The following is a 20,013-nucleotide window of genomic DNA, read 5'->3' as shown; positions in this document are numbered from 1 at the left end:
AATGGAGGGTTTTTAGATGGAAAAACAAAATGAGATTCGAAATTGGCGTGAGGTTGTAAAAGAATATGATGAAGAAATGCATGAAAAATTAGTAAGTTACATAGGTCATATACTCGAGCGTGAATCTACAATTCCAAGAAAATATAAAGAGCTTATCCTTGTTGCTGTTTCTACAGGAATTAGATTTGAAAGCAGTATAGAATCTCATGCCAAAGGTGCATTAAATCATGGAGCAACGAAAGAAGAAGTGTTTGAAGCCATGTCTTTATCAGCATTGTCAGCAGGCTTTACAGCGATGATAGAAGGAACAAAGGTATTAGATAGATTATAACAATATTTTAAAAAATAAGGGGGATAAAACATGAAAAATTTTCTAAAATTTATCACTGTTTTAACAATGTTTGTACTATTAGTCGCCTGTTCCACTTCTAATTCAAATACAAGTAATGAAGCATCAAATGAAACACCTGAAAAAGAAGAACAACAAGTTAGAGAACTTAAGTTTAGTATGTCAGTTGGAGAAACATCTCCTTGGACAAAAGGTGCTTTTAAATTTGCAGAATTAGTAGAAGAAAAGAGTGATGGAAAAATAAAGGTTACAGTCTATCCTAATGGCCAATTAGCTGGAGGTAATCAAATCACTGAACTGGAGTTATTACAAAACGGTTCAATTGATATTACTTGGCATTCAAGTATTATCCTTAGCTCTATTGATGAACGATTTATAGGATTTTCAATGCCGTGGATTGCGTCTTCATTTGAGGATATGGAAAAGATTATGGATGGTCCGGGTAAGCAAGTTTGGGAAGACCTTAGTTCTAAGGGCGTTGTCCCACTAGACGGCTACAGCAGTAGTGGTTTTAGACAAATAACCACTAAAAATCAACCAATTGAGAAACCTGAGGACCTAGAGAAATTAAAAATTCGGGTACCTGGTATAAGCATGTATACATCCATTTTTAACGAACTAGGTGCAAATCCAACGACGATGTCTTTTGGAGAGTTATTTGTTGCATTGCAGCAAGGTGCAGTTGATGGTCAAGAAAATCCAATAAGTTTAATAGAAGCTTCTGGTTACGATGAAGTTCAAAAATATCTATCTATTTGGAATTATTCAGCGGATGTAATTGGGATGCTGATTAACAAAGAATTGTGGGAGAGTTTAGATTCGGAAGAACAATCTATTTTAAATGAAGCTGCTCAAGAAGCTGCACAAGAACATAGAAAGATGCAGCAGGAAGCCGATCAAACATCTTTAGATGAACTATCAAAAACAATGGAGATTACAGAACTAAATCAGGAACAAATTAATGAATTTAGAAAAGTCATGGAACCGGTATATGAGGAATACAAGAGCATTGTCGGTGAAGACCTAATAAAGGAATTCCAGGATGCAGTAAGTGCGAACTAATTAAGTTCAAGTGGGGTGGACCGGTTCAAAATAAACGAGTTGGTAAAAGTCTACCCCTTCAATCTATAACCAATCCTCAACTTTATGAAAAGTGTAAGGAGGTAACCTAATTGAAGAATAGCCATTACCCAGATTGGTATTTAAATACACACAAGACATGGGTACAGGTTTTGGAAGAGACTTGTACAAGGTTTCCTAACAAGGAATATATTGTTTTTAATGATGAAAGAATTACATACGGCGAGTTTTATGAAAAAGTAAATCACATTGCAGGTGGCCTTTTGGAGTTGGGGGTTAAAAAAGGTGACGTTGTTGCCGTTTGGATGCCCAATTGTCCAGAATGGATGCAAATACAATTTGCCATTTATAAAATAGGGGGCATTCTACTTCCCTTATATACGTACTACCGGACAATGGAAGTAGAATATGCACTTAAGCAATCTGAAGCAAAGGTCCTGTTTATGAAGGATGATTTTTTAGGGAAAATCGATGCTGCAGAAATTATGAAGGATATTTGTCCTGAAATTGAATCAATAAATAAAGAAGACTTTAATTCTGAGAAGCTACCCAATTTAAAAACTATTATAAGTTTGGACGGCAAAGAATTAATTGGAAGATACGATTTTTCTGAGATTGTATCAACAAAAGAGAATAGTATTAGTGAAGTAAATCGTATTGTAAAAGAGATTAGTCCTTTTGATGTTATGAACATTATGTATACCTCTGGAACAACTGGATTCCCTAAAGGTGGTATGTCCATGCACCGTACAAACCTAGCAACTGTGTATCACTGGACAACAATTGCTAATGTTTCGGAGCGGACCGTCATACTTGGCCAAGTACCACTATTTACGAACTTTGGAGGGCTATATGTTGGACCACTAGCGATGCTTAGAGGGGCAAAAGTGATTTTAACTGAGTATTTTAATGCGGAAAACTCGTTAAGGCTAATTGAACAAGAAAGTGTTACTTATATCCCTGGGTCACCAAGTATGTTTATTATGCTACTTGAGCATCGAGATTTCGGAATTAGGGATGTAAGCTCTTTAACTACAGGGCATGTGGCAGGTGCACCTCTATCTCCCGAGCTTATGAATGACATTATCCATAAGATGGGTGTAAAGAATATTATGCAGGCGTATGGACTTAGCGAGTGTGGTGGAATAGCAACAGTTACGTCCTCGGAAGATGAAATGGATAAAAGACTCGAGACAGTTGGTAAACCTCTCCCGTCTGCTCAAGTGAAAGTTGTTGATATAGAGACTCAAGAAACAATAATAAATAAACCTGGTGAAATTTGGCTGCATGATGTGCTTCCAGGATCTTGCGTTGGAAAAGGATATTGGAGAATGCCTGATAAAACTGACGAGACCACAACTAAGGATGGTTGGTTTAAGACTGGTGATATTGGAATAATGGGTACCGATGGATATCTTAGATTTGTAGGGAGACTAAAGGAGATGTTTACTGTTGGAGGTTTTAATGTTTATCCAGCCGAAATTGAAAACTTTATTCAAACACATCCTGATGTTCAAGAAGTACATGTTATTGGTGTACCAGACCATCGATTAGGCGAAGTACCAATGGCATGGATTCGATTAAAACAAGGTGTATGTTTAAGTGAAGAAAGCATGATTGAATTTGTTAAGAAGAACCTATCTAGCCAAAAAGTTCCTAGATATGTTCAGTTTTTTGGTGAAGGTGAACTTCCTATGACAGGTTCTGGGAAAATTCAAAAATTTAAGCTTCGTGAAAGAGCAATTAATGATTATCAGTTGACTAATTAAAAACAAGCGTGATAGAAGGGAAAAGCCTCTAATGAATCGAGATAATGTAGAGTTAGTCCAAACAGTAGAACGTGCTATTCGAATAATGAATTGTTTCACAAAGGAAAATCCTGAATGGGGCGTTAGAGAATTAGAAAAAGAGCTTGAAATAGGAAAGAGTACCGTTCATCGGATTCTTCAAACTCTTCAGATATGTGGTTTTTTAACACGAAGCAGCCATACTGGAAAATACAAATTAAGTTTACGCATCTATGAATTGGGGCGAGTTGCTTTTGAAAGTTTTGACTTTTTGACAGAGTCTACTGAAAACATGAAAAGACTTGTAAAAAGATTTAATGAAACCGTCTACCTTAGTGTGCGAAATGGAACGGAAATCACATATTTAGGACGTGAGGATTGCGAACATCCGCTACGCTACATTTTGGAAATAGGATCAAATTCAGTCATGCATGTAAGTGCAGCAGGTCAAGCAATAATGGCATTCCTCAAAATAAATGAAATAGAAGAAGTAATAAAAAAACATGGTTTACCACGTTTTTCAAATGGTCAAACGCTGACACGTACAGAATTAGATGAAAAGTTACTAAGGATTAGAGAAGAAGGCTATGCCTTAAGTTATGGAGGAAAAATCGAAGGGATTTATGGGATCGCAGTTCCAATATTTTCATCAGACTATATTATTGGCTCGCTTGCATTCTCTATTCCAGAACAAAGATTTGACAAAGAGAACTTACACACATTGGTGAATGTGTTAAAAGAAGAAGCGAGTAACATCTCAAATCTTTTGGGTTACCGATAGTAGATAAATAGAAGGGGAGTGGAGCAGTGGAAAAAGAATTAGGAATTATTGATTGTTGGACGAATGTATTTACCCCAGAAGCATTACATAGGATGTATATCGAAACAGAAGAGTTATTTCAGATTGTTAACTGGTGGGGAATGCATGAAAAAGTAAAGGGGCATAAGGTGGATGATTTTATTTCAATCCTTGATGAAGCTGGAATCGAAAAGGTCCTAATTCCTGCTTTTAGAATGCAATCCTTTCAAACAAAACAAATGTTATGGGATTTTGATAATAAAGAGATATATAATTTAGTACAAATGCAACCAGATCGGTTTGTTGGGTTAGCAGGTATTAACCCCATATTAAAGATGGACGGAGTTAGAGAGCTTGAGATGGCCGTAAAGGAATATGGGTTTAAGGGTGCTCATTTACATGCAAATGGATTCGGTATTCCACTAAATCATAAAGATTTATATCCTTTTTACGCAAAATGTGTAGAGCTTGATATCCCTGTGATGATCCAAACAGGTCATTCAGCAGAACGCATGCCAAGTGAAATGGCAAGGCCCATTCATCTCGATGAGGTTGCATTGTATTTTCCTGAGTTACGGATTGTCGCAGCACATACTGGATGGCCATGGGTAGAGGAATTAATTGCTCTTGCTTGGAAGCATCCTAATCTATATATTGCCACTACAGCTCATGCTCCAAAATATTGGTCTGAATCACTAAATCATTTTATTAATAGTAGGGGCAGAGGAAAAGTGATGTTTGGAACGGACTTCCCTGTATTAAAACATAAGGAAAGTCTAGAACAAATATACGAGAAAAACTATAGAGAAGCATCATTAAAAGCACTACTTAGAGATGTGGCAGTAAAAGTATTCAAATTAGACTAAGGAGGTAAGGAAAATGATTAATCAGGATGAAATTAAGTTTGATTTGCCTCTAAATGAAGGAAAAAGTAAAGTCATGCCATTATCAGAAGCTATTAAAAAACATGTGAAACCTAGGATGATGATTGATATTGGTTATAGCTATGGTAGACCAAATGCGGCAATAAATGAAATTGTAAGGCAGTTTGATGGGAAAGACCCAAAATTTTCAATTGTAACTGCAGGTTTAGTAGCTAACCAAGCAGCACTTGTTAGTCGGGGATTAGTAAAAAAAATAATTGCCTCATTTTGTGGGGATAATTTTCCGACACCAGGACCAAATCCTATTTTTCAACGTGCTTATAAGAACGGACAGATAGAAATTGAAAACTGGTCACTCCTATCCTTAAATCAAAGATTATTTGCTGGTGCAATGGGTATTCCATTTGTACCAACTAATTCATTAAAAGATAGTGGTATGTCAGCTAACGCCGATTTTCACGAGCTAGCTAATCCTTTTGATGAAAACCATTCTGTTGGAATTGTAAAAGCGCTAAGACCCGATATTGTCGTAGTTCATGGGTTGATGGCCGATGAGAATGGTAATGTCATACTTTCACCACCATATGGTGAGGGATTGTACGGCGCAATGGCAAGTAAGGATGGAGTAATTGTTACAGTTGAAAAAATTGTATCAACGAATTTTATACGAAAACATGCGGCTCATGTAAAAATACCAGGATACTTGGTAAAAAGTGTATCAGAGGTTCCATTTGGAGCTCATCCTTATGGAGTTTTTAATCCTGGTATTGAGGGGCCAAGTTCATATGTAGAGGATAATGATTTTATTGTGACCGTTAGAAATAAAGCTAAGAATGAAATGGAATTTGAAGATTGGGTAAAGGAATGGATTTTAGAATGCAAAGATCATAGTCAATATCTAGGAAAAATAGGAAAAGAGAAATTACAGGTAATTAAACAAGGAAGTCTTGCAGAATCGTGGAGAGAAGACTTACCACAAGATTTTTATAATAGAGTTAATAAACCTGAATATACAGATGAAGAAATGATGGTAGTGGTTACTGCTAGAAAGATCAAGGAAAAGATGCGTGAAAATAATTATCATACTATTTTGGCAGGCGTAGGCTTTTCTAATCTTGCATCTTGGCTTGCAACAAGTGTATTAAAAGAAGAAAATTTTGATGTTGAATTGATGGCGGAAATTGGAATGTTTGGTTATCTACCAAGACCAGGTGAACCATTTATATTCAGTAATCGGAATCTACCTACATGTAAAATGTACTCCGATGTCCTTACAACATTAGGAATTATGGTTGGTGGCTCGAATAACCCTTGTTTAGGAGCAATAGGCGCTGGTCAGATCGATAAAATTGGTAATATAAATTCAACTTTCACTGCAAATGGAGACTTTATGGTTGGCTCCGGTGGTGCAAACGATATAGCTTCCGCTTCACAGGAACTTGTAGTAACAGTAAAACAGTCGCAACACAGATTTATAGAAAAGGTACCATATGTGACAAGTCCTGGAAGAAATATAAAAACTGTAGTTTCAACTTTAGGAGTTTTTGAAAAAGATGACAGAAGTAATGAACTTATTTTAACTAGTTATTTTTATAAAAAAGGAGAAACCACAGAACAATCTGTTCAAAGTATTAAAAATAAGTGTGGTTGGGATTTAAGAGTAAGTCCACAACTAAAGATAATCGAACCTCCAACAATAGAGGAATTAGAAATGATAAGATATTTTGATCCGAATAGGGTTTTCTTAAAATAATATATATTATTCATTTTCTTGGTTTCTCATCAATAATCCTGAAAATATAGTGTTATAAATACAGTCTAGGAGGATTAATGAGTGAGCAATTTAGGTCTTGTTTTAAAGGACATGTACAATAAAGCATTTCAATTGTACGGAGATAAAACTGCGATTAACTTTAAAGATGAGCGAATTACCTACAAAGAATTAGATAAACAAAGTAATCAACTTGCTCATGCATTTATACAAAATGGAATTAAAATAGAAACTCCAATTGCTTTATTAATGTCAAATTGCATAGAGTTTGCTATAGCTGACCTAGCTATTATGAAAATTGGTGCAACGAAAATACCACTAAATCATATATTAAATAGAAATGAAATTTTATATATGCTAGAACAATCAAATGTCAAAGCTATAATTTGTGGACCGGAAAGCTATTCAATAATTTCAGACATTCGTGAAAAACTACCGTTCTTAGAAGTAATTATCGCACTATCTAATTCCGTACCTAAAGGCTTCATCAGCATGAAAAGTTTTATACAAAATATGCCAAAGACTGCACCAGATTTAGATGTTGAACCTAGTAATATAGCATCTATTCAATATACTGGTGGTACAACAGGTGTGCCCAAAGGAATCGTACAGACTCAGGAGAAAATAGCGCTTAATTTGCTTTGTGAAATCATTGAGTTAGAGCTTGTAGAGCAGGATGAAATTTTACTGATGACCCCACTTGTTCATGGGGCTGGTAAATTTTTGGAAAGTGGCTTATTGAAAGGGGCATCCCACATAATATTTGAGAAATTTGATCCTTTGCTTGCATTAAATGTCATTAAACAAAAAGGAAACATAGTGACTTTTATGGTGCCTACAATGATATACCGTCTGCTTGATGCTATTGATCAATATCAGATTAAAGTATCGCCAAATGATATAAAAACGATTGCATATGCTGCATCTCCTATCATGGAAGAGAGATTAAAACAAGGACTTAAGCAGTTTGGTCCTGTTTTCTATCAATTCTATGGACAATCCGAATGTCCGAATTTTATTACAAGGTTGCGTAAATCTGATCACAGCCTTGATTCGGATAAAATTCATCGTTTACGCAGTTGTGGAACTCCTTCATTTATGGCCAACGTAAAAATTGTTGATGAGAAAGGAAAAGAAGTTCCAAAAGGAGAGCAAGGAGAAATTGTTGTTAAAGCACCTTATGTTATGGAAAGATACCATAACATGCCTGAAAAGACGAATGAAACGATTGTGAATGGTTGGTTACATACAGGCGATATTGGAAAAATGGATGATGAAGGGTATGTTTATTTATTAGATAGAAAGAATGATATGATTGTTACGGGTGGATTAAATGTGTACAGTACAGAAGTGGAAAACATCATTCAAAAATTCCCAGGAATAAAACAAGTGGCTGTTATAGGAGTCCCCCATTTTGACTGGGGTGAACAAATTATAGCATTGGTAGTCCCTGACCCTAATAAACCGCCTTTAAAAGATGATCTTCTCTCTTATTGTAAAATTAATTTAGCCAAATATAAACAACCCAAGGAAATCAAATTTGTTTCAGAATTACCTCTAACTTCATATGGAAAACTAGATAAAAAGAAAATGAGGGAACCGTATTGGAGGAAAGAACAGAGGTTAATAAATTAATATAATTTGATAAAACAAGCTCTTGTTTTTTAGCAAGTGCTTGTTTTTGGTTGTTGTGTTTCATTGAATAAATAAGAATAAATTTAGGAGTGAGTATTGTGAAAGGGTTCATAATGCTCACTTATCTGGCACCAATGCTTCCGAGAAGCTTGGACGTCCTTCCAGGAGGGATCACGCCTAATCGGTGCAGTTGTTGTAAATGCCGATGGTGAAATTGTTGCAAGGGGAAAGAGTGCTGTATTCGGTGAGTTGTCAGATTTAGTGGTTTTTCACAATGAACTAGCCCATGCTGAGATCATTGCATTGCTAAAACTTGATAATCGTGTCCATACCAAGGTTAATAAATTATACGCTCTATACAACAATGGAACCATGCCCTCTTTGTTTTGGTGCGTTATACATGAGTGGGAATAAAAATCTCGCTTATGCTGCCAAGGACAAATATGGAGGAAGCACAAATTTACTCGGGAAAACCCCATATTTGAGTCGGAAACGAATTCAAGTCGAGGGATCGATTCCATTTTTAGATGATCTATCAATATTATTAAAAGTATATTTTGACCTGAAAATTGGTTATGAAAAGGGACTAGCTGTGATTGAAATAATGCAGGACGATTACCCAACAGCAGTGGCGTTAGCAAGTGAATGCTGGAAAGAATATAGATTGAACGATTATCAGAATCTGCAAATTGAAGAAGTTTACGAGATGATGCTTTCATCGGTGAAGGATTAACCTAAACTTTCATAATCTTGTTATAATAGTAGTAATTCTAACAAATGAGGTGTCAGCATTGAAAATTACACTATCACAGAAAATGAACGAGTTTGGGGAATCGGTTTTTACCGAACTAGCAAACTATAAGAAACAAAAAATACGTGAGGGGCAAGACATTATTGACTTAAGCGTGGGCAGTCCGGATTTGCCGCCACCTCCTTATGTCATTGAAGCATTGGCTACTTATGTTCAAAACCCTTCATTATATGGTTATTCATTAACTGGTATAGATGAATTGCATGATGCCATTTCTGATTACTACATAAGAAGATTTGATGTTTCCATAAAAAAAGAAAATGAAGTATTAATGGTCATGGGCTCTCAGGATGGTCTTGTTCACTTTCCAATGGCTTTTGCCAACCCAGGGGACTTGGTTCTTGTTCCAGACCCTGGATATACGGCATATGCAGCAGGTATTGCATTAGCAGGGGCCAAACCGTATGGCATGCCATTAAAAGAGGAAAATCAGTTCTTACCAGATTTGGATGCCATTCCTGAGGATATTTGTCAAAAGGCAAAACTAATGATACTAAATTTCCCTGGTAACCCTGTGCCAGCACTTGCAACTCAACGCTTTTTCAAAAAAGTCATTCAGTTTGCGAAAAAACATCAGATTCTGGTCCTGCATGATTTTGCCTATTCGGAGTTGTATTTTGAGGAAATACCGATTAGCTTTTTATCGGTAGAAGGTGCAAAAGAAGTTGGGGTTGAATTCAATTCTCTTTCAAAAAGCTTTAATATGGCAGGGTGTCGGATTGGATATATTGTGGGTAATCAAGATATCATTGCTGCCATAAACCGACTCAAATCAAATCTTGATTATGGAGTGTTTTTGCCCATACAAAAAGCAGCAATTGCTGCATTAAGGGATGCCTCAAGCTTCAGCGACAACTTGCGTGAAACGTATAAAAAACGACGTGATCTGTTAGTGAATGGACTAGCTGAAGTGGGCTGGAAAGTGGATTCTCCAATAGCATCGATGTTTATCTGGGCAAAGGTTCCAAGGGGATTTACATCTACTGAATTTACGTATCGTTTAATTGATGAAGCGGGAATTGTGGTTACTCCAGGAAATGCCTTTGGCCCGAGTGGAGAGGGCTATGTACGAATTGGGCTCGTTCAAAATGAAGAGACTCTTAAAAAAGCTGTCAACCGATTACAAGATATCCCGTTATTAAAATAGAATAACGACTTAACTTGGAATACGTGTCTGAAACAAATCTTACAGTTTTTCATAATAAGACGAATCAAATATAAGATTCGTCTTATTTTATTGTAAAAATCTGGGTATTATAGAAGTACTACTTGTTCAGGAGTGTATTCGATGCACCTAGTCTATAATGCCTTATTCCTTTTAGCCGCGATAAAATGGGGCGATTGGAGAAGGTGGCGAGAATATTACCCAACTATTTTGTTCTTTATAGTAGGGGACCTTTTAAAAAATCTATTATTCCATGATTACTGGATTTGGACCTATCAGGAAACAATATTTGCAAAAAACATCCTCAGCAATCATACATTTATTACCTTATTAATTATGTTTGTAAGCTATCCTGCAACAGTTCTTATCTATCTTGGGCGCTTTCCTGAAAAAAGATGGAGAAAGCTACTCTGGATTGGCATGTGGGTGTCTGTATATGTAATAGTGGAATACATCAATTTGAAATATTTACACCTCATTAAGCACCACCATGGTTGGACGATCCATTGGTCGCTTCTTTTTAATCTCGTTATGTTTCTAATGCTGAGACTTCACCAGAAACAGCCCCTTATTGCGTGGGGATTATCTATTATTTGGATTATCTTTTTATTAAATATGTTCCCAATTCCATTGAAATACATAAAGTAAAATTTATATGGAAAATGGCCTTAAAATAGGATATAGTTATTCATGGTAAAGGGAACTCTTGTTTGGAGTTCCTTAATTTTTGATGGGAGAGAATGTATGAATACAATAAATGAACGGGATTTTAATAATTGGAAAAAGAATATTATTCTTTTTCTAGGAAGCCAAACGATTTCTCTGTTTGGATCGGCATTAGTTCAATATGCGATCATGTGGTATATCACCCTTAACACGCAGTCAGGAATTATGATGACCATCTCGATTATCTGTGGATTTTTACCGACTTTTTTCCTTTCTCCTTTTGCTGGCGTGTGGGCTGACCGATATAATCGGAAAGTGTTAATCATTCTGGCGGACGGAATGATTGCTGTTTCTACATTAATATTAGCCATTTTGTTTTTAATGGGATATGACTCCATTTGGCTCCTTTTTGTTATATCCGCGATTCGGGGATTAGGAACAGGAATCCAAACACCAGCTGTTGGCGCGATTTTACCACAAATTGTTCCTCAGGATAAGTTAACGAAAACAAATGGTGCAAATGGAAGCATCCAGGCTGTGATCATGCTGATTGCACCAATGGTAAGTGCAGCTTTGCTAACTATAGCTTCACTTGAAATTATTTTCTTTATTGATGTAATAACAGCAGCAATCGCGATTATGACTTTGCTTGTCTTTCTTAAAATTCCTTCCCATAAGAAGGCAGTCGAACAACAACATGTCGGGTATCTTGAAGATTTTAAGCTCGGAGTAAACTATATTAAACAAAGTGAATTTTTGAAGCCATTTTTCCTTTTCTTTGCAATCTTTTTTGTGGCTATGGCACCAGCAGCCTTCCTTACACCACTTCAGGTCACGCGCAGCTTCGGAGATGATGTGTGGCGATTAACAGCAATTGAAATTGCCTTTTCAATCGGGATGATAGTTGGAGGAGGAGTGATTGCCACTTGGGGTGGCTTCAAAAATAAGATTCATACAATGACATTGGCGAGTGTCCTATTTGGTCTAACAACAATTGGACTAGGAATTGTACCGATTTTCTGGTTGTATTTAGGTGTTATGCTGATTTGCGGTATCGCGATGCCAATCTTTAATACACCTGCAACCGTATTATTGCAGGAAAAAATTGAGGAAAATTATCTAGGAAGGGTTTTTGGGGTATTCAGTATGATTTCTACCTCGATGATGCCTCTCGGGATGTTGATTTTCGGACCGATTGCAGATATCGTAAAAATCGAATGGCTCCTCATTGGCACGGGAATCTTCATGGTCGCACTGTCCTTCTTCCTTATGGGAAGTAAAGCGCTCGTGAAAGCAGGAGCACCGATGCCTGTTCAGGAATCATAAAAAAAACACAAACGGTAGTCAAACTTAGAATTAGTTTGGCTACCGTTTTTTTACGAATTTTATCCAGGATTGTGATTCACCCAAGTAACGAAGCTGCACCGTGTTGAAACTTTTCCTCAGGAGGCCATGCAGATAGGTCAAAAGGGTAATCTGAACCAGGTACGATTCTTTCTTCTCCAACTATTTTACATAGAAAATCAAGGCTATCTTGATTCCACAAGACGGTGTCATACCAGAAGCGTTTTATGTACTCAGATGGTGGGGCTTGAAGATTTGTGGATACTAGCTTCCACTGCTCATATCCTTTATCCAATCTCCCAATTTGATAGGGAAGAAATCCACCCCCATGGGCAAACAAAACTTTTACATTTGCATATCGATCAATCAGTCCACTTAATAAGAAATCTGTTGCACAAACAGTTGTTTCCCACGGAACACCAATAAGGTTCGGCATCATTCTCCTTTGGAGTCGTGGGTCTTCTGCTAAAAGTGGATGGATAAAAACGATGGCATTGAGCCGGTTTGCTTCTTCAAAAAATGGCGTGAAAAATTCATCAGATAACATTCGGCCTGGTAATCCAGGACCGATAATTACTCCTTTTAGGCCAAGATTCATTCCTTCGTTTAAAATTTGTGCTGCTTTGTCTGGGTTCGTAAGGGGGACAGTTCCGAGTGCTGAGATTTTCTGGGGTGCTGCTTTCGTCAATTGAGCTAAAGAACGATTGTATACAAGAGAAATGTCAGATGAAATGTCATCAGGAAAATCATACAAGAAAAGCTGTGGAATGGGTGAAACAACAGAGTGGGTGACGCCTGCTTTCGCTTGTTCTACTAAATAAAGATGACTGTCAATGAAAGCTTGCTTCAGTTCAAATCCCCATTTTTCATTCACCACTAAAAATTCATTTTTGTTTGCTTCTTTTTGAATCCATTTTGCATTTACTGTGTGCTGATGATCCTTTAGCCATGTGATAACATCGGGCGGGATAAGATGTGTATGGAAATCGTACATTGTCTATTCCTCCTTTAGGGAATTGTTCCTCTATAGTAAACGTTTTTCATAGTATGTAATATAGCAAAGAAGTATGTAAGTTGAAAAGGTAGAATTAAAAACGTTTTGATTTGTTTGATAATTATTTTTTTCGAAAAATGAAATTTATTTTAAAGTTGTTCCACATAGAGAAACAGCAGTGTTGTTTATGGAATAGATAGAGGGTAAGATACAGACATAAATTATCAAAAAATTTAGTTAATAAAAGGAGGAATTGTTTCATGCAAGTTGAAACAAGAGTACAAGCAATAAATTGTTTACATTTTATTAATGGACAATTTGTTGAATCACAGAATCAAAAAACATTTACTAACATCAATCCTGCTACCGAAGAGGTTCTGGGAACAGTTGCAGAGGGTGGGAAAGAAGAGGTCGACTTTGCTGTAGCTGCTGCCAGAAGAGCCTTAAATGGAAAGTGGAAAAACACAACTGTTGAGGAGCGTTCGAAAATTATTCGTCGGATTGGAGATTTAATCCTTGAAAGACAAGAGGAACTCGCACGGCTTGAATCTTTAGATACTGGAAAGCCATTTTGGTTAGCAAATAGTGTTGATATTCCACGTGCAGCATATAACTTCCACTTTTTTGCTGATTATATGGTCTCAGTAAATACGGATGCGAATCTGCAAGACGATAAAGCTTTGCATTATACCCATCGTCGTCCGGTAGGGGTGGTTGGGATTATTAAGCCATGGAACCTACCGTTACTGCTACTTACTTGGAAATTAGCACCATGTCTAGCAATGGGGAATACTGCGGTCATCAAACCAGCTGAATGGACACCCATGACTGCAACGGTCTTGATGGAGATTTGTAAAGAAGCTGGAGTTCCGGACGGGGTTGTCAATTTAGTTCATGGATTTGGTACCAACTCTGCAGGAAGTGCAATCTCTGAGCATCCAGATGTAGATGCGATTTCCTTTATCGGTGAACCGGGAACGGGCTCCGCGATTATGAGAGCGGCCTCTACCTCATTGAAAAAATTATCCTTTGAGCTTGGTGGTAAAAATCCTAATATTATTTTCGCGGACTCCGACCTTGATGAGGTTATTGAAACGACGATGAAATCAAGCTTTATCAATCAAGGTGAAGTGTGTCTTTGCGGTTCGAGAATTTATGTAGAACGTCCAATTTACGAAGAGTTCTTAAACAAATTCTCTGAGAAAGTGAAGGCATTAAAAGTAGGTCGACCGGAAAATTCGGATACCAATGTCGGAGCATTAATCAGTAAAGAACATTATGATCGTGTGAATAGCTATCTAGAAATTGCTCGCAATGATGGTGGGAACTTTGTAACAGGTGGAAAACGACCTGAAGGATTTGAGAAAGGTTATTTTTTAGAGCCTACGATTATTACAGGGTTGGATCGAAATTCTCGTTGTGTAAGAGAAGAAATTTTCGGGCCTGTTGTGACGGTTACACCGTTTGATATGGAAGAAGAAGTCATCATGCAGGCAAATGATACGCATTATGGTTTAAGTGCAACCATTTGGACGAATGATCTTCGACTTGCTCACCGTGTAGCCCACCAAATTGAAGCCGGAATTATTTGGGTCAACACGTGGTTCTTGCGTGACCTTCGTACACCATTTGGTGGGATGAAGCATAGTGGTATCGGCAGAACGGGTGGAATGCATAGTCTTGACTTTTACTCGGAATTATCCAATATCACAATCAAACTATAAGGAAGGGTGTGTGACCGTGACCAATAAAATCGAACAATTTGCCTTGAAACTAGCTGAAGCAGAATCTACTCGCGTTGGAATTGAAGCGCCAACTTCAGTAGATTCAGAGCTAACAGTCAAAGACGCTTATTATATTCAGCTTGAAAATATAAAAAAAAGGGTAGTGGAAGGACAGAAAATCGTCGGGAAAAAAATCGGTTTAACCTCTTTAGCGATGCAGAATCTATTAGGGGTTGATGAACCGGATTACGGCCACTTATTGGACAGCATGGTGGTCGAAAATGGCGGGAAAATTTCGATTGAAAAAGTACTGCAGCCTAAGGTGGAAGGTGAAATTGCATTTATTTTAAAGAAGGATTTACGTGGACCAAATGTGACCGCGCTTGATGTTCTTCAAGCAACCGAGTATATTGTTCCAGCCTTAGAAATCGTTGATAGTAGAGTAAAAGATTGGAAGATTAAGCTTGCTGACACGGTTGCTGATAATGCATCTTCTGGTTTTTATGTGCTTGGTGGAAAACCAACCAAGGTAGAAGATATTGATCTCGAGTTAATCGGCATGACTCTTTCAAAAAACGGTAAGCTGGCTAACACGGGTGTCGGTGCAGCAGCCTTGGGAAATCCGGCAAACTGTGTCGCCTGGTTAGCAAATAAGCTTTCTGAATTTGATATACCGCTACGAGCAGGAGAGGTTATTTTATCAGGTGCATTATCAGCGGCAATAGAGGCACGTGAAGGGGATTCATTCACTGCACGATTTGCCCATATTGGCCAAGTGAGCGTTCGTTTTTAAAAATAGGGAGGGGAGAATCTTATGTCAAAAATAAAAGTAGCCATTCTTGGCTCAGGAAATATTGGCACAGATCTGATGCTAAAACTTCGTAGGTCTAACATACTTGAATTAACGACCGTTATTGGAATTGAACCAGAGTCAGATGGATTAAGAAAAGCTCGCGAGCACGGGTTTGAAACGATTGATACTGGAATAAGCGGATTTTTAGAAAGACCCGAATTGGCTGATATTGTGTTTGATGCTACCAGTGCGAAAGCTCATATCCGTCATGCCAAACTATTAAAAGACGCTGGAAAGCAGGTGCTCGATTTAACGCCAGCAGCCGTAGGGCCATTCGTTGTACCTTCTGTGAATCTAGGGGAGCATGTGGAAGCGGAAAATATCAATCTCATTACATGTGGAGGTCAAGCAACGATTCCGATGGTTCATGCGATTAATCGCGTCCAACAGGTTGAATATGCCGAAATTGTCGCAACGATTTCAAGTAAAAGTGCTGGACCGGGTACAAGAGCCAATATTGATGAATTTACGCAAACAACTGCCCGTGGAATCGAAAAGATTGGCGGCGCAAGAAGAGGAAAAGCGATTATCATTTTAAATCCAGCAGAACCTCCCATTATCATGCGAGACACCATTCATGTCATTGTCGAGGGTGAATCCGTTCAGCAGGAAGAAATTACAGCTTCGATCAAGGAAATGGAAAAGCAGGTTCAAACCTATGTACCAGGATACCGACTAAGACAAGAGCCGATCTTTGATGATAATCGGATTACCGTCTTTATTGAAGTAGAAGGGGCTGGCGATTATCTACCGAAGTATTCCGGAAACTTAGATATTATGACCGCAGCTGCCGTGAAAGTAGCAGAAGAATGGGCACAGCACAAAATGTCAAAAGTAACGGTTTAAGAAAGGAGCGAAACAAGAAATGACACTAGAAAGAGATGTATTAATTACTGAAGTCGCATTGCGTGATGGTAGTCATGCGATTAGGCATCAATTTACCGTTGAACAGGTAACCAATATTGCTAAGGCTTTGGATGAAGCCAATGTCCCTTATATCGAAGTATCACATGGAGATGGGCTGGGGGGCTCGTCCTTACAATACGGCCTATCCTTAACAAACGAATTGGAGTTAATAGAAGCGGCTGCATCTGTTGTTGACAATGCGAAAATTGCTGTCCTTCTCTTACCAGGGATTGGAACAATGCCAGAGTTAAAGCAAGCGGCCCAGTTAGGTGCGAAAATGGCACGAATTGCAACACACGTCACAGAGGCTGATGTATCACCGCAGCATATCGCTACTGCAAAGGATCTCGGGCTCGAAACAGTTGGGTTTCTTATGATGTCCCATATGGCACCAACTGCAAAATTAGTCGAGCAAGCCAAATTAATGGAAAGCTATGGTGCCGATACAGTCTATGTTGTTGATTCGGCTGGAGCGCTCTTGCCGCATCAAGTGTCTGAAAGAATTCGAGCTCTCAAAGATACGTTAACGGTTAATGTTGGCTTCCATGCCCATAATAATCTTTCTTTAGCTATGGCCAATACACTTGCAGCGATTCAGGAAGGGGCGACTAGAATTGATGGTAGTATTCGCTGCCTAGGTGCAGGAGCTGGTAATACACAAACGGAAGTACTTGTTTCTGTCCTCGATAAAATGGGGATAAAAACGGGAGTCGATCTTTTTAAAATGATGGATATTGCGGAAGAATTGGTTGCACCGATTTTAAAGAAGCCACAGGAAATTACAAGAGATAGTCTTGTTCTTGGCTATGCAGGTGTCTATTCAAGCTTCCTGCTTTTTGCTCAGCGTGCTGCGAAAAAATTCAATATTGACTCGCGCGAGATTTTAATCGAACTTGGAAGAAGACAAGTTGTTGGTGGTCAAGAAGATATGATCATGGATGTAGCAGCAGAATTGGCAGCAAAGAAGCATGTTGTTAACTTTATTTAGAACTGAGCCCCAATTATATAGATGATTAATGTAAAAAGAGTTTGAAATTTGTGTGGGGTTCATAACACGGCTAAATAAAGTAAAGCCTCCGGCGGATGCCACAGATTTTCAAAGGGAATTTTTCGAGCAATAGATCAAAGACTAAGAACGCCACTTCCTGTGGCAACGTCTTTGTGACCCACCTCGTGTGGGCCTAAAAAATCTGGGCTCAAATACGCCAAGGCGCAATTGATTAAGGAGGAAATCGAATGAGTCTATATAAAGAAATTGCTCAATACCTCGTTTCAGCTGAAGTTGAAAGACGCGAGGTTCAAAGAGTTACAGCGAATTTAAAGCAAGATTTAACGGTTGAAGAGGCATATCTTGTTCAAGAAGAAATCGTCAACATGAAAGTAAATGAAGGAAAACGTATTGTGGGTCCTAAGATGGGTTTAACAAGCCCGGCAAAAATGAAGCAGATGGGAATTAAAGATCCGATTTACGGCTATGTGTTTGATTATATGCTGATTGAAAATGGAGGCAAGGCTCGTTTAAGCGACCAAATTCATCCTAAAGTTGAGGCGGAAATTGCGTTTGTTATTGGTGAGGATATAGAAGGTCCTGGTATAACAGGGGCACAGGTTTTAGCAAAAACGGAATATGTTCTACCGGCCCTCGAGTTGATTGATAGCCGTTATGAAAATTTCCAGTTTACCTTACCGGATGTAATTGCTGACAATGCTTCTACGTCACGGGTTGTGTTAGGTACAACACTGAAGAAGCCTGAACAATTTGAGCTTGACCTTGTAGGTGCAACCTTGTTCATTAATGGTGAAATAAAAGAACTGGGTGCAGGAGCTGCTGTTCTTGGTCACCCGGCCAATTCAATTGCGATGCTTGCTAATATGCTCGCAGCTAAAGGTGGAAAAATTCACAAAGGTGACATCATTTTATCAGGTGGGATTACGAGTGCCGTAATGTTGAAGCATGGTGATGTCGTAAGTGGTAAATTCGATGGTTTTGGTGAAGTTAGTTTCACAGTAACAGATTAAGAGAGGAAGAGTTTTCATGCCAATTATACACGTGCAAATGATGGAAGGCAGACCTAAGGAGAAAGTCGCTGAATTAATTCACAATGTAACAAACACGGTATCTGAAACATTGGGTTCAGATAAGGAAACCATTCGAGTACTCGTTACTGAAATTCCAAAAACACATTGGGGAAAAGCGGGAGAACCGGTTGAAAAATAGAGACATCCAAAAAGGGGGAGCAAGATGATAAGTTCTTGCTTCCCTATATTCATATAAAATTGAAAACGTTTTCTAAAAATGATTGGTTCGAAAAAAATTAGTTTAGGAGGGAATTAGGATGACAATTGAATGTAGCATGCTTGTACCACATGTTCCAAGTATGTGTCATGAAGATCAAGTGCCTGAGTTCCAACAGGATATGGCCTCTGCAATGAAAGAAATCGGGAAGAGACTAAAGGAGATTAAACCGGATGTCCTTGTTTTAGTTTCTTGTCACTGGCCCTCGACATTCTTTCATTATGTAGATTGCACGCCCGTTCATAAGGGGATGCTAACTGCTTTTGAAGCACCCGATTTGATTAAGGACGTTCCCTATCAGTATCCTGGTGATGAAGATTTAGCGAAGGAATTGGTAAGTGCTGCTGAAGAGGCTGGTCTTCAAGTTCAAGGGGTACATGATCCCTATTTTGTTTGGGATTACGGTAGTGTGGTCCCATTGCGTTACTTAGTTCCTCAAGAAGATATTCCAGTTATTAATTTATCTGTCACATTGGCGGCAACTCTAGAAGAAACCTATAAATGGGGGAAAGTGATTGGTAAAGTTTTACGAGAAAGTGAGAAAAAAATAGTGTTTATTTCAAGCGGAGCTCTATCTCACAATCTAGTAAGGGGAAGACACAATATACCAACAGTTACAGAACATGCGATGGATAAGCAATTTATTGAATTTGTCATGAATAAAGAATACAAGGCGGCTTATTCCATGCTTCCTGAGTATGCCCGGTTTGCAAGAGTGGAGTCTGGGGGACGTCACCTAGCTATGCTATTAAGTATCATTGATGAAAATGCCGAACCTGCTTATCTAGCAGATGGTCAATCATCTGGCAGTTGGAATGCAGTTATTACATTTGGCCTAAGACAAATCCCAGATGTAACTCATTTGGAAGAAAGCGAATCTGTAAAGTAATCAATTAACCAAACTTAATGGGGAAGAACAAGAAAAAATTTGAATTTCATAAAATATTTT

The 20,013-nt window shown here is 38.2% G+C and carries 20 protein-coding genes; 19 read left to right on the top strand and 1 reads right to left on the bottom strand.

Going from position 1 to position 20,013, the window contains the following annotated elements; translation table 11 throughout:
* The first annotated feature begins 16 nt into the window (after positions 1–16).
* The 12 genes from ABC371_RS20005 to ABC371_RS19950 all read left to right on the top strand — a co-directional run bounded on the left by ABC371_RS20005 (position 17) and on the right by ABC371_RS19950 (position 12,273).
* The gene (locus ABC371_RS20005) at positions 17–331 is read left to right on the top strand and encodes a carboxymuconolactone decarboxylase family protein (protein ID WP_412898399.1); all 315 of its coding nucleotides are present in this window, start codon (positions 17–19) and stop codon (positions 329–331) included.
* Between the two features lie 30 nt (positions 332–361).
* Positions 362–1,411, top strand: a complete 1,050-nt coding sequence (locus ABC371_RS20000) for a DctP family TRAP transporter solute-binding subunit (protein WP_412898398.1) — start codon at positions 362–364, stop codon at positions 1,409–1,411.
* A gap of 110 nt (positions 1,412–1,521) precedes the next feature.
* Positions 1,522–3,198, top strand: a complete 1,677-nt coding sequence (locus ABC371_RS19995) for an AMP-binding protein (protein WP_412898397.1) — start codon at positions 1,522–1,524, stop codon at positions 3,196–3,198.
* Between the two features lie 31 nt (positions 3,199–3,229).
* The gene (locus ABC371_RS19990; RefSeq protein ID WP_412898396.1) at positions 3,230–3,997 is read left to right on the top strand and encodes an IclR family transcriptional regulator; all 768 of its coding nucleotides are present in this window, start codon (positions 3,230–3,232) and stop codon (positions 3,995–3,997) included.
* Positions 3,998–4,023: 26 nt separating this feature from the next.
* The gene (locus tag ABC371_RS19985; protein ID WP_412898395.1) at positions 4,024–4,881 is read left to right on the top strand and encodes an amidohydrolase family protein; all 858 of its coding nucleotides are present in this window, start codon (positions 4,024–4,026) and stop codon (positions 4,879–4,881) included.
* Positions 4,882–4,894: 13 nt separating this feature from the next.
* Positions 4,895–6,652, top strand: a complete 1,758-nt coding sequence (locus tag ABC371_RS19980; RefSeq protein WP_412898394.1) for a CoA-transferase — start codon at positions 4,895–4,897, stop codon at positions 6,650–6,652.
* 81 nt (positions 6,653–6,733) lie between these two features.
* Entirely contained in the window at positions 6,734–8,305 is a 1,572-nt protein-coding gene (locus tag ABC371_RS19975) for a class I adenylate-forming enzyme family protein (RefSeq protein ID WP_412898393.1), read from the top strand.
* A 123-nt stretch (positions 8,306–8,428) separates the two neighbouring features.
* Complete coding sequence (locus ABC371_RS19970) at positions 8,429–8,719, top strand: cytidine/deoxycytidylate deaminase family protein (protein WP_412899404.1); 291 nt, start codon at positions 8,429–8,431, stop codon at positions 8,717–8,719.
* Complete coding sequence (locus ABC371_RS19965) at positions 8,706–9,038, top strand: hypothetical protein (protein ID WP_412898392.1); 333 nt, start codon at positions 8,706–8,708, stop codon at positions 9,036–9,038. The genes ABC371_RS19970 and ABC371_RS19965 overlap by 14 nt, the downstream gene beginning before the upstream one ends.
* Positions 9,039–9,096: 58 nt before the next feature.
* Positions 9,097–10,263 (top strand): LL-diaminopimelate aminotransferase, encoded by a 1,167-nt coding sequence (locus ABC371_RS19960; protein WP_412898391.1) that lies wholly within the window; start codon positions 9,097–9,099, stop codon positions 10,261–10,263.
* Positions 10,264–10,404: 141 nt separating this feature from the next.
* Positions 10,405–10,929: a CBO0543 family protein gene (locus ABC371_RS19955; protein WP_412898390.1), complete on the top strand. Its 525-nt coding sequence runs from the start codon at positions 10,405–10,407 to the stop codon at positions 10,927–10,929.
* A gap of 96 nt (positions 10,930–11,025) precedes the next feature.
* Positions 11,026–12,273, top strand: coding sequence for an MFS transporter (locus ABC371_RS19950; protein ID WP_412898389.1), 1,248 nt, complete (start codon positions 11,026–11,028; stop codon positions 12,271–12,273).
* Between the two features lie 76 nt (positions 12,274–12,349).
* On the opposite strand, the gene ABC371_RS19945 is transcribed toward ABC371_RS19950, so the two are convergent.
* Positions 12,350–13,285 carry an amidohydrolase family protein gene (locus tag ABC371_RS19945; protein WP_412898388.1) on the bottom strand — a complete coding sequence of 312 codons (936 nt, stop codon included), beginning with the start codon at positions 13,283–13,285 and terminating at the stop codon, positions 12,350–12,352.
* 260 nt (positions 13,286–13,545) lie between these two features.
* Between ABC371_RS19945 and ABC371_RS19940 the strand changes: the two genes are divergently transcribed.
* The 7 genes from ABC371_RS19940 (at position 13,546) to ABC371_RS19910 (ending at position 19,953) form a co-directional block, all read left to right on the top strand.
* Positions 13,546–15,009 carry an aldehyde dehydrogenase gene (locus ABC371_RS19940; RefSeq protein WP_412898387.1) on the top strand — a complete coding sequence of 488 codons (1,464 nt, stop codon included), beginning with the start codon at positions 13,546–13,548 and terminating at the stop codon, positions 15,007–15,009.
* Between the two features lie 16 nt (positions 15,010–15,025).
* The gene (locus ABC371_RS19935; RefSeq protein WP_412898386.1) at positions 15,026–15,802 is read left to right on the top strand and encodes a 2-keto-4-pentenoate hydratase; all 777 of its coding nucleotides are present in this window, start codon (positions 15,026–15,028) and stop codon (positions 15,800–15,802) included.
* A gap of 21 nt (positions 15,803–15,823) precedes the next feature.
* Positions 15,824–16,708: an acetaldehyde dehydrogenase (acetylating) gene (locus ABC371_RS19930; RefSeq protein WP_412898385.1), complete on the top strand. Its 885-nt coding sequence runs from the start codon at positions 15,824–15,826 to the stop codon at positions 16,706–16,708.
* 19 nt (positions 16,709–16,727) lie between these two features.
* The gene (gene dmpG / locus ABC371_RS19925) at positions 16,728–17,756 is read left to right on the top strand and encodes a 4-hydroxy-2-oxovalerate aldolase (RefSeq protein WP_412898384.1); all 1,029 of its coding nucleotides are present in this window, start codon (positions 16,728–16,730) and stop codon (positions 17,754–17,756) included.
* Between the two features lie 248 nt (positions 17,757–18,004).
* Positions 18,005–18,787, top strand: coding sequence for a 2-keto-4-pentenoate hydratase (locus tag ABC371_RS19920; RefSeq protein WP_412898383.1), 783 nt, complete (start codon positions 18,005–18,007; stop codon positions 18,785–18,787).
* 16 nt (positions 18,788–18,803) lie between these two features.
* A complete protein-coding gene (locus ABC371_RS19915) occupies positions 18,804–18,986 on the top strand; it encodes a 4-oxalocrotonate tautomerase (protein ID WP_412898382.1) in 183 nt (60 codons plus the stop codon).
* A gap of 118 nt (positions 18,987–19,104) precedes the next feature.
* On the top strand, positions 19,105–19,953 hold the full coding sequence (locus tag ABC371_RS19910) for a DODA-type extradiol aromatic ring-opening family dioxygenase (RefSeq protein ID WP_412898381.1): 849 nt from the start codon (positions 19,105–19,107) through the stop codon (positions 19,951–19,953).
* Positions 19,954–20,013: the final 60 nt, after the last annotated feature.

The sequence above is a fragment of the Bacillus jepli genome (assembly GCF_047238305.1).
GTDB lineage: Bacteria > Bacillota > Bacilli > Bacillales > Bacillaceae_L > Ferdinandcohnia.
This window is presented reverse-complemented; position numbering and strand designations above follow the sequence as displayed.